Here is a 7,426-nt window from a genome sequence, read left to right as displayed (position 1 = left end):
GGCGTCCATCAGGGCCGCGACGGCGGCAAGCCTCGCCTCGTCGGCGGCGGCCGTGATCATCGCTTCGCCGAGCGGCGCGAGCTCAGTGATCAACTTCACGTCCTTGTTCGCATCGAGGAAGCTTCTGAAGGCTGCCCGGCGCTCGGCGAGGCCGCGCGTGAGCGCGGTCCAGCGGGCGCGAAAGCCCTCGACCCCGCCGCGGGTCTCCGTGAGATCCGGGACGGCGGTGAGGCGCATGAACTCGGTGAAGAGATCCACGCCGAGCGGAACGGCGGCCGAGCCCTCCTGGTTCGTTTCGCGAACCGGCTGGAAGAGCGCGTTGCCGCGGATCGCCTCGACCCGGGTCGTGAGCGCCGCGCGCTGGTCGCTGAGCCTGCGCTCGACCGTCGTGCGCGTCGACGTGATCGCCTCGCGCGTGAAGGCATGGCGGTCAGTGTGAAGCGCCGCATCATGCTGCGTCGAGACGAGGTGCTGCTCGAGCAGACTCAAGTCGTCCATCAGCTCGCTACGGTACTCCGCGAACGCACGGTCGAGACGGGCGTTCGGGTTGGCGGCGATCATGCGCCTCGCGGCGTCGCCCGCCTTCTCCATCACCTTGTCGGCGCCGGGGACGTTCTTTGTGGCGAGGTCAAAGAGTTTCTGGCCGGGTGTCTGAACGGCCGCGCCCGAGACGCCGAGGCTCATCGCCTCCTTCAGTTCGGGCGTGATGAGCGCGTTCGCACTGGCCGTGCGCGCGGCGATGTCACGCCAGCGCGCGACCGCCTCGTCGATCGCGACCGGGTCCTTCACGGCTGCGAGGCGCCGCGCATCGGCCGCGGACTTCGCGATGGTCTCCGCGGCCTCGGCGGCCACGTTGACACGCTGCCAGAGCGTCGAGGGGAAGGCCGTTCCCGCCGAGAAGCTCGAGAGCAGCATCGAGACGCCCGCGCGAGAGGCCGACTCGTAATCGTTCGAGAGCACGATCGTCGCGTTGAGACGGTCGGCCATGCGGTCGCTTTCCGGATGGAACGAGGAGAGGATGCCGATCGTCGAGTCCGGCATCTCCGGGTAGAGGTAGTCGAGGAACGCCGCGAGCGAGGACTTCGAGTAGAGGGGGTTCTGCTGGCGGTCGGTCCAGCCCACCTTCGAGCGGTAGTCCGCGAAGCTCAGCAGGGCGAAGACCGCGTCACGCTTGTCGTGCGTGAAGGGACCGGAGGAACTGCCGGCGAGATTGAAGTCGCGCTCGAGGAGCGTGAGCGCCGGCAGGAACGACATGTGCGTCTGCACCTGGTCGAAGAGGAAGCGGCGCGAGCGGCGCTCAAGGTCTCCGCTGATTCCGAACTGCAGCAGCGACGAGGCCTTCAGTCCCCAGGGCGCGTAGATCGGACGGCTCGTCTCCGAGTAGGCCGTGCGGAAGAAGTCGAGACGGCTCATGCTCGAGCCGCCCGGGAAGGGGCGGTCGAAGACCGTGCCCGGCCCCGACTGCGGAGAGAGCGTGAGGAGCGGGGCGTGCGTGATGCGGCCGTCGCGGAAGGTGTCGCTCAGCATCGTGTAGTACTGCGCGTCGTCGACGAGCTCATCCTTGAAGGGCTCGGTCTCGAACCACGCGGCGTAGAGCCACCAGCCGGCGAGCGCGAGCATCGCGACGCAGAGCGCATGCACCGGAAGACGGCGCTTGAGCGCCGCGCGGCGCGTGAAGCGGGCGCTGTCGGTGAGCTGGAAGATCCACTGCCCGAGAAGATTCGTGATGAAGAAGGGCCGGCCTTCGCCGCGCTCGCCCGTGGGCAGCTGCTCGACGGCGGTGTCATCCACCGATCGGCCCGCCGTGGCGGCGAGGTCGCGCGAGAAGGCGGGGCCCGTCTGCATGGCGGACGTGAAGGAGACGCCGGCGAGTTCGACGGACTTCACGCCCACGAAGTCGCCGCCGCCGAAGATCGTGCGCAGGTACGTCTCAAGCCCGTCCCTGAGCTCGGAGAAGCTCTCGGGGAAGAGATAGATGCCGGCGGTCTTCTCAAGACGGCTCGAGCCCACGCGTCCCACGACCGAGGTCGTGCGCATGAGCCCCGGAACGGCCTCGCGCAGGCGCTCGACGGTCCTCGTCCAGAAGTTCCCGAAGTCGGCCTCGTCAAAGCCCGGGCCCGTGTGCGAGGGCTGCCAGCCGAAGGACTGGTGGCGCATGCTGTCGTCGAGCTCGCTCATGAAGTCGCCGAATCCGGCGACGCGGTCAAGCTTCGTGACCACGACGTGCACGGGGAGCACCATGCCGAGCCGCGCCGTGAGGCTCTCGAGCTCGGCGGCGATCAGCATCGCCTTCCTGCGGGCGAGCGGACGCTCGTCGCCCAAGAGCGCGTCGGCGGGAATCGCGAGGATGATGCCCGAGAGGGGCTTCGCGCGGTTGTGACGCGCGATGAGCTTTTCGAGCGTGCGCATCTCCGCGGAGCTTCCGCCCATCCAGCGGTCGAAGAAGAGACGTCCGGCGAAGTCGAGCACGATGGCGCGGCCGCCGAGCCAGAAGCGCAGCGCCGCCTGGTCGCCCGGCGCGGGGTCGGCCGACGGCGTGAGCTCGAGGTCGCTTCGCTCGAGAAGCGCGGTCTTGCCCGCGGCCGGTTCGCCCACGAGGAGGAACCAGGGCAGGTTCGCCGCCACATGGCTGTTCTGCGCGAGCAGCGTATAGCCCTGGCGGAAGTCGGCCTTCACGTCCTCGGAGCGGTTGGCAAACCCTTCCTTCGCGCGGTCGGCGTCCTCGCCGCCCTTGGCGAGTCCCGCGAGGTTGCGCCAGACCATCAGGTCCTTCTTGATCTCCTCGACCTTCTTGGTGGTCTTGAGCCAGTTCCAGAGGCGCTTGCCCAGGGGGATGACGACCATCACAAGGATGACGAGCGCGAGCGCGACGTTGGTGAGGTCGAGATCGTTGAGGATATCAAGGATCGGATCGAGAAACTCTTCCATCATCTGCCTCCCTTCGGACTCTGCGTGCCGGAGGGCTCGGCTCCGAGCTCAACCCAGCCGTCCGATCCGGACGCCGGCGCGGCCGCGGGCTCCCCAGCGGCATTGCGCTCCGTCTCCGTGTTCGTTCCGGGCGAGGGCGTGACCGAGACGAAGTCGGCCGACTCGCTCTCCATGCGGGTGCTGTATTCGTTCAGATCCTCGAGCTCGTCCTCGGTGAGGATCGAGAGCTGCGGGGCGGCGGAGAAGACCGCGCGGATCACCTCATTGCGGAAGTCCTCGGTCGCCTTGTGAAGCTTCCAGCCGTTCCAGGCGAAGGCCGCGACCAGCACAAGGGCGCAGCATCCGATCGCAAAGGCCGGGTGCGAGAGCCAGGCGTGCTGCTGCTTCTTCGTCGTTTCCTTCGCCTTCGGAGGCGGCGTGATCAGGTCGGTGGCGGGGTTGAAGCCCTGCGGGGCCGCGCCGGCGATCGACTGCATGATCTCGACGGTGCGCCAGCGCTCGGTGCGGTAGATGCCGTCAAAGCCGAGGCCGAGCAGGAGGAAGAAGACCGAGAGCCGCTCGCCCGCGTCAGGGGCGTGCCGGCAGTCCTCGAGGAGCTCGAAGAACTTCTCGTCGCCCGAGAGCTCGCCGAAGTCACGCGCGAGTTCGCGCCAGTCCGCGCTGAAGGAGAAGCCCCCTTCCTTGATCGTGTAGTCGATGAAGAAGATGAGGGGCTGCTCGATGCGCGCGAACGCCTCGGAGAGCGCCGGGTCCTCGGCGGCGCGCCTGCGCACGCTCGCGAGATCCGCGCTCACCTGGTCAAGGGCCTGTGCGGCCGAGGGCTCGAGTCCCGAGCGCTTCAGGAGCCAGTACTCACAGATGCGCTTCAGGACAGGCCGGCAGACTGTCGCGAGATCCTTTGTGATGTCCGTAGCCATTCAAAAGTCTTTTTTCAGAATATTTGTGTTCAGTGTTCATCCTCGCCGGGCGGCGCCTCAGGCGCTCTTCATCACGGTGATGAAGAGCGAGGCCTCGAGGTCCGGGAAGAGCCCGGCGGCGCAGTCGATCGCCGCGCTCCGGCTGTTCGTGATGCGGTTCCAGATGTACTCCGAGCTCTCCGTCTCGAGCCTGAACCAGACCGTGTGCGGGAGCACCGGGAGGTAGCGGGGCGGGTAGCGCATCTCGGTGAGCTTCACGCCGCGCACGCGGCTCGTGCGGTTCTCGGGGTCGATCAGGCGGAACTTGTCGCCCGTCTCGATCTGGCGCACCGCCTCGCGGCTGTCGTTGAGCGAGGTCTTCACCGCGAGGTAGCAGGCGTCGCCCTTCAGGAGCGCCTCGCCCGAGAGCTCCGCCTCGAGGAACCCGGCCGCGGACGCGTGGAAGTCGGCCTTCACATAACCGGCGGCGCCCTCGATCAGGAGCAGCGCGCGGATGCGCGTGAGGATCTCCGAGAAGGCGGGCATCGGGTCAAGGTGGCGGTACGCCGGGACGTCGTCGCACTTCGAGAGCGGCTGCAGCGCCGAGAGTTCTCCGAGGAGCGTTCTCAGTTCAACATAGAGCTGCCAGGGCGTCTCGCGACCGGCGACGAGCTCGCCGCCGAGCTTCGCCTCGAAGCGGTTGAGCGCGAGGAGCTCGAGCATGCGGTGGAGCTTCGTGCCGCCCAGGGTCTCGGCGTTGAACCCCGACTCCTCGAGCAGGCTCTGGATGCGGTCGCGGCGGCCGCGGATTTCAAAGAGGAGTTCGTTGACGAGCATCACGAGCGGGCAGTCATCCGTCACCACGAGGAAAGGCGGCATGAAGTGCTCGTCGACGGCGAGCTTCGGCTCGGAGGCGAGCCTCGAGACCCACGTGAGGCGCACGAGCGGCAGCGCCGTCACGTCGCCCTTCTGCACCGGGTTCGTCGTGAGCGACGCGTTCATCCTGCGGAAGGTGACGTCGGCCTCGGATGCGCCCGTGTTCTCGTCGCGCAGCATCTCGTCGCGCACGGTGTACTGACGACCGTCATCGGCGTCCTCGGAGAGGTTGCCCTCGATCGAGGACCAGTTGGGGAGCGTGAGCCACACGGTCACCTCGCGCGCCGCTTCCGAGCCCGCCTCGCCCGGCGGGTCGATCGTGAGGGGAGCGAGAACGGTGTTGCCTGGCATCGAGAGCTCCTCGCCGCCCGGCATCACCACGCTCATGCGCTTCACCACGACACGGCGTGCGGCGAGCGCCTCCTCGTCGATCTCAAGGTCAAGGAACCCCGAGGGGAAGGGAAACGCGATCGAGCGCTCGGCACGGATCGCCTCGGCCGTCTGCCGCTGCAGGCGCTGCAGGTGCTGCGGCTGCAGAAAGAGGCCGTCGGACCAGTGAAGCTGTTCATTGAATCGCATGTTCTTTCCTCAAGTTCGTCATGTTCTTTCGTCAGGCGTTCGCAATGCGTCACTCGCCCTCGGCGCCGTCGGCGGGGGCCTCGGCCGCGGCGGGTTCGCCTGCGGGGGCACTTGCAGCGGCCGCAGGCTCGGCGGCGGCGGACCCGCCCGCCTGGGCGGCTTCACCCGCGGCGGCGCCCTGTGCGGTCTCATCGCTCGCGAAGTGAATGTTCGTCTCGATCGTCTCGGGCTCGTCGGGCGGGGCCTCCACGGTCTTCACCGAGCTCTTCGGCTTCGAAGCGGGCTTGCCGAGGCGGACCACGCCGCCCGGGGCGATCTCGAACCAGAGGCTGCCGCCCTCGCGCTCGTACCAGTGCTCCGAGCGGATGGGCACCATGATGCGGCGCGGGTCGCCGTCGCCCTCCGCCGCCACGGGCGGGAGGTTCACGAGAACGGCCATCAGCGTCGAGCCGCGCTCCTCAAGCTCGCCCCAGAGCGGATCGTCCTTCGGGACGTTCTTCGGTGACGCGGCGTCCTCGGAGAAGCGCAGCGTCTTGTGGATGAGACTCGCACGCATGGGGTTGCCCGGCTCGAACCAGCGGTCGACGCTGTAGTTGTTCACTCGCTCGGCCTCCTCGGGGTTCACACCAGCGAGGTCCACCTCGATCGAGGGGAGGTAGCCGTAGAGATCCCTCAGATCCTCCGAGAGCCTCACGCCCACCTCGAACTTCGGCGACGAGCAGCCAGCGAGGAGCGCCGCGGCCGCGGCCGCAGCGCCCAGGGTCCTGACAATTTTTCCCATGCGCATACGCTTCATACTTTACTGACTCTTCCACACATCTCACTTGAACCGCGCGGGCATCCGGAACCGCTCGGGCGAGGGCGTGCCTTCCCTGCCCGCAGCCGCAGGGCGGTCCGCCGCGCCCGCGGGCATCCGGTGCGGAGCGCGCTCAAGCTTAAGCCCCTCCTCCCAGGTGCTGCGGCCCATGGCCACCTCAAGGCCGAGCTCAAGCGCGTCCTTCAGACGCTCGCCCGGTTTCCTCGTGCCGCCCGGATGGACGATGACCTGCGTGAGCACGCCCGAGAGCCCGTTGCCGGCGAGGCCCGGCGGCGTCGGAATGAACATCTTGCCCGTGAGGTCAAGATTACCGAAGCTCCAGAAGGCCGTGAGGGCGAGCATGCCCTCGGGCTTGTCGGCGCAGGCGTTGCCCGCGACCGAGGCGGCCTTGGTCTGCTCAAGCTGCGGCAGGGCGATCCACGACCAGACGGCGTCCATCGCGTTCAGGAGCCTGCCTTCGGCGACGCCCTTGGGCGCCGCAGGATTCATCATCTCAAAGACCTTCCGGCTCTCGTCGAGTTCCTGCTTGACTTCCTCGGCTTTCGCGGCCGTTTTCTTCACGATCTCCGCCTCCGAGAAGTCGGGCTGCCTGGGACTGTTCGTCGGCTCATAGTTGCGTGCCATCTCGGCGAGCATCTCGAAGGGATCCCCATCGATCTTGCCGAGCCGCTCCTCGCACTGCTTGTGGAATTCTTTGTTCCATATCTCACGGAACTCGGGCGGGATGAGGGAGTTCACGTAGTCAAGCTGCGCCTGAAGCTCGGCCTTGATGCGCTCGAACGCATCGGCCTCGGCCGCGGGATTCATGAAATCCTTCGGGTTCGCCTTGAAACGCTCGGCGAAGGCCGCGAACGACTCCGGCTCGGCATCCTGGGACGCCTTGGCTCCGGAAGCGCCGTTCTGAGCGCCATCGCCGGGGGCGGCGGCGCTTTCGGGCGCGTCCGGCTTCCCGGTGCCCTCGGCCGCTGCTTCGGCCGCCTGAGCCTCCTTTCCGGCACCCTCAGGGGCTTCCTCCCCTTCCTTCTTTTCTTTCTTCTCGGCTTCCTTTTTCTCAGCCTCCTCGGCCTTGAGCATGGCGTCGCGCTCGGCGAGGGCGAGTTCCTTTCGGAGTGCCGTAACAACCTCATAGCCCCACCAGACGCCGGCGCGGCGGTGCATCGCATAGGCGAGGAAGTCGCACGCGTCCTTGAGGAGATCCGCGTCGATGAGCGCCCGCAGGTACCCCTCGGCGTCCGAGTGCGCGGCGGCGATCGCCTGCGCATGATCGGGCACGGTGTAGTTGTCACCGGCGATGGCCTCGGCCACGGTCTGGTGACGAAGGAGAATCAGA

5 protein-coding genes are annotated in these 7,426 nt (G+C 67.6%); all 5 read right to left on the bottom strand.

Features of this window, described 5'->3' with window-relative positions:
• The coding region (locus Q4F91_RS12245; protein WP_303338005.1) for a type VI secretion protein IcmF/TssM N-terminal domain-containing protein at positions 1–2,931 on the bottom strand (2,931 nt) is incomplete at its 3' end.
• Complete coding sequence (locus tag Q4F91_RS12240) at positions 2,928–3,845, bottom strand: DotU family type IV/VI secretion system protein (protein WP_303338004.1); 918 nt, start codon at positions 3,843–3,845, stop codon at positions 2,928–2,930. The genes Q4F91_RS12240 and Q4F91_RS12245, both read right to left, overlap by 4 nt.
• Positions 3,846–3,902: 57 nt before the next feature.
• Positions 3,903–5,279 carry a type VI secretion system baseplate subunit TssK gene (tssK, locus tag Q4F91_RS12235; RefSeq protein ID WP_303338003.1) on the bottom strand — a complete coding sequence of 459 codons (1,377 nt, stop codon included), beginning with the start codon at positions 5,277–5,279 and terminating at the stop codon, positions 3,903–3,905.
• Positions 5,280–5,328: 49 nt separating this feature from the next.
• Entirely contained in the window at positions 5,329–6,075 is a 747-nt protein-coding gene (locus Q4F91_RS12230; protein WP_303338002.1) for a hypothetical protein, read from the bottom strand.
• A 24-nt stretch (positions 6,076–6,099) separates the two neighbouring features.
• Positions 6,100–7,426: hypothetical protein (locus tag Q4F91_RS12225; RefSeq protein ID WP_303338001.1), on the bottom strand; the 1,327-nt coding region annotated here is incomplete at its 5' end.

The organism is Sutterella sp., assembly GCF_030539355.1.
Taxonomy (GTDB): Bacteria; Pseudomonadota; Gammaproteobacteria; order Burkholderiales; family Burkholderiaceae_F; genus Sutterella.
Note: the sequence above shows the minus strand (reverse complement) of the source record. Positions and strands in the feature narration are given on the sequence as shown.